This is a genomic window from Delftia sp. ZNC0008, assembly GCF_000799035.1.
GTDB classification, from domain to species: Bacteria; Pseudomonadota; Gammaproteobacteria; order Burkholderiales; family Burkholderiaceae_C; genus Comamonas; species Comamonas tsuruhatensis.
In genome coordinates this window covers 1-2,814 of the sequence record NZ_JTKZ01000665.1, presented here as the reverse complement: position 1 = coordinate 2,814, position 2,814 = coordinate 1, and the positions used below count along the sequence as shown (strand labels likewise).

Sequence of the window (2,814 nt, the reverse complement as noted above, 5' to 3'; positions counted from 1 at the left end):
CGTCAGCCTGCTGACGGACGCCCAGCGCGGCCTGGCGGCCCGCGCACAAAACTGGGACCTGGCGCAGTTCGACCTCGACCTGGGCGGCGGCAGCCGCACCCGCCGACGCATGCTCGACGGCTGGCAGAGCTTTCTGCGCGCGCCGCAATGGAAGGCCGCGCGCTGGGGTACCGCGCTCGCACTGCTGGCCCAGGTGGTGGGCCTCAATGCCTGGGCCTGGACCGAAAACCGCGCCATCGCGGCCAAGCAGGTCCAGGTGCGCTCCACGCTGGCCACCAGCTTTCCGCGCGTTCCCGTCATCGTCGATGCGCCCGTTCAAATGCAGCGCGAAGTCGCCACGCTGCGCCAGAGCGCCGGCGCGCTGACGCAGGGCGACCTGGAACCCCTGCTGGCCGCCGCATCCCGGGCCCTGCCTGCCGGCCAGTTGCCGCAGGCCATGGACTACCAGGACCGTCAGCTGCGCCTCAAGGGCGTCTCGCTGGAGGCCGAGGCACTGGAGCAGGCACAACAACATCTGGCCGGCAGCGGCCTGCGACTGCAGCGCGACGGTGCCGACCTGCTGCTTGCCCAGGAGGCCCGGCCATGAACATGCGCGCATCCCGCCAAAGCCTGGCCCCACTGCGCGCGCGCTGGAATGCCCTGGCGCCGCGTGAACAGAACATGACGCTGCTGGCCGGTGGTGTGGTGGCACTGGCCCTGCTGTGGTGGCTGGCCCTGGCCCCCGCCCTGCACAGCCTGCGCACCGCGCCCGAACGCCATGCCCAGGCAGACCGCCAGTTGCGCCAGATGCAGCTGCTGCAGGCCGAGGCCGAGCAGCTGCGCAGCAACGCACGCCCCGTGGTCGGCGATGCCAAGGCGCTGCTGCAAAGCTCGCTGTCCGCCGAACTGGGCGCCTCCGCCCAATTGAACTGGATGGGCGACCGCGCACAGATCACGCTCAAGGCCGCGCCCGCCGCCGCGCTGGCGCGCTGGCTGGCCCAGGTCCGCAGCAACACGCACGCCGTTCCCGCCGAGATGAAGCTGGCCCGCAGTGCTTCTGCAAGCGCCGCAGGCGCTGCCGATGCCGTGCGCTGGGATGGCAGCCTGGTGCTGGACCTGCCTGTCGATCCGTCGCGGGCACCTTGAGCATGCGCCGCCAGCCCCGCTCCCAGCCTGTCCTGCGCTCACCGCGCGGGTGGGCGCTGGCAGGCGCCCTGTGCGGCCTGGTGGCCACCACCGTCGTCTGGGCACCCGCCGCCTGGCTGGCACGCGGCGTGGATTCCGCCACACAGGGCCAGGTACTGCTGCTGCAACCGCGCGGCACGCTGTGGAACGGCTCGGCCTCCCTGGCCTTCACCGGAGGCGCCGGCAGCCGCGACCGCACGGCCCTGCCCACGCGGCTGGAATGGACGCTGCGCCCGCGCCTGGACGGCGCCCGCATTCAGCTGCGCAGCGAATGCTGCACACCCACGCCCGTGGTGCTGGACCTGCTGCCGCGCTGGCAGGGTCTGAGCGCCGTGGTGCACGACAGCGACACGCGCTGGCCTGCCTCGCTGCTGTCCGGCCTGGGCACGCCCTGGAACACGGTGGACCTGCAAGGCCAGCTGCGGCTGGCCACGCAGGCCCTGCAACTGCAATTGCTGTGGCAATCGGGGCGCTGGCGCAGCGACGGCAGCACGCGGCTGGAGGCGCTGGCCGTATCCTCGCGGCTGTCCCCTCTGCGCCCGCTGGGCAGCTACCGGCTGGACATCCTCGGGGGCGACAGTCCGCAGCTGCAGCTCAGCACCCTGAACGGAGACCTGCGCCTGAGCGGCCAGGGCCAATGGGTAGGCCAGCGGCTGCACTTCCAGGGCGAGGCCTCGGCCAGCCCCGAGCGCGAAACCGCGCTGTCCAACTTGCTCAACATTCTGGGACGGCGCCAGGGGCCCCGGTCCATCATTTCCTTTGGTTGATCCATGACTCAGCAGCACACGACCCCGTTCTGGCGCAACACCCTGCACACGCTGGCCGTCAGCGCCATGCTGGCCTGCACCGCTGGCACCGCCCAGGCCCAGCAGACCAATGCACCGGCCGGCGCCACGCCCAGCCTGCGTCCGGGCGAGCCTGTGACGCTGAATTTCTCGGGTGCAGACATCGAGGCCGTCTCGCGTGCCATCGGCGCCATCACCAACCGCAACGTGGTGGTCGACCCCCGCGTCAAGGGCCAGATCACGCTGCTGACCGACAAGCCCGTGCCGCCCGCCACCGCCTACCAGCAGTTCCTGGCCGCGTTGCGCCTGCAGGGCTTCACCATCGTCGAATCGGCCGGCCTGTACAAAGTCATCCCCGAAGCCGACGCCAAGCTGCAGGCCAGCGAAGTGGCCGTGGGCGCGGGCCGCAGCAGCACCGGCAGCCAGATCGTCACCCAGATCTTCAAGCTCAACTACGAGAACGCGGCCAACCTGGTGCCCGTACTGCGCCCCCTGATCAGCCCCAACAACACCATCAACGTCAACCCGGGCAACAACTCGCTGGTCATCACCGACTACGCAGACAACCTGCAGCGCATCTCGCGCATCGTGGCGACCATGGATGTGTCCAACGCCACCGATGTCGAAATCATTCCGCTGCGCCATGCCGTGGCCACCGACATGGTGGCCCTGGTCTCGCGCCTGATCGAAGGCGGCACGGCCAGCCCCGGCGGCCTCACCGTGACCGCAGGCGGCGCCAATATTCCGGGCCAGAGCGACAACGCCTTCAAGACCTCGCTGATGGCCGAGCCGCGCAGCAACTCCATCGTGCTGCGCGCAGCCAACCCGGCACGCCTGGCCCAGGTGCGCTCGCTGATCGACGCGG

Annotated in this window: 4 protein-coding genes; all 4 read left to right on the top strand. The window is 70.6% G+C overall.

Annotated elements, in window-relative coordinates; translation table 11 throughout:
• Positions 1-586: GspL/Epsl periplasmic domain-containing protein (locus L995_RS21925; RefSeq protein WP_047473702.1), on the top strand; the 586-nt coding region annotated here is incomplete at its 5' end.
• Complete coding sequence (gspM, locus tag L995_RS21920) at positions 583-1,125, top strand: type II secretion system protein GspM (RefSeq protein WP_016448735.1); 543 nt, start codon at positions 583-585, stop codon at positions 1,123-1,125. The genes L995_RS21925 and gspM, both read left to right, overlap by 4 nt.
• A 2-nt stretch (positions 1,126-1,127) precedes the next feature.
• Positions 1,128-1,931 (top strand): type II secretion system protein N, encoded by an 804-nt coding sequence (gene gspN, locus L995_RS21915; RefSeq protein ID WP_046988431.1) that lies wholly within the window; start codon positions 1,128-1,130, stop codon positions 1,929-1,931.
• A 3-nt stretch (positions 1,932-1,934) separates the two neighbouring features.
• The coding region (locus L995_RS21910) for a secretin N-terminal domain-containing protein (RefSeq protein ID WP_047473701.1) at positions 1,935-2,814 on the top strand (880 nt) is incomplete at its 3' end.

What these genes read in the sequence shown, in the direction of transcription:
- gspN (WP_046988431.1), top strand. Translation starts at nt 1,128, where the DNA reads ATGCGCCGCCAGCCCCGCTCCCAGCCTGTCCTGCGCTCACCGCGCGGG.
- gspM (WP_016448735.1), top strand. Translation starts at nt 583, where the DNA reads ATGAACATGCGCGCATCCCGCCAAAGCCTGGCCCCACTGCGCGCGCGC.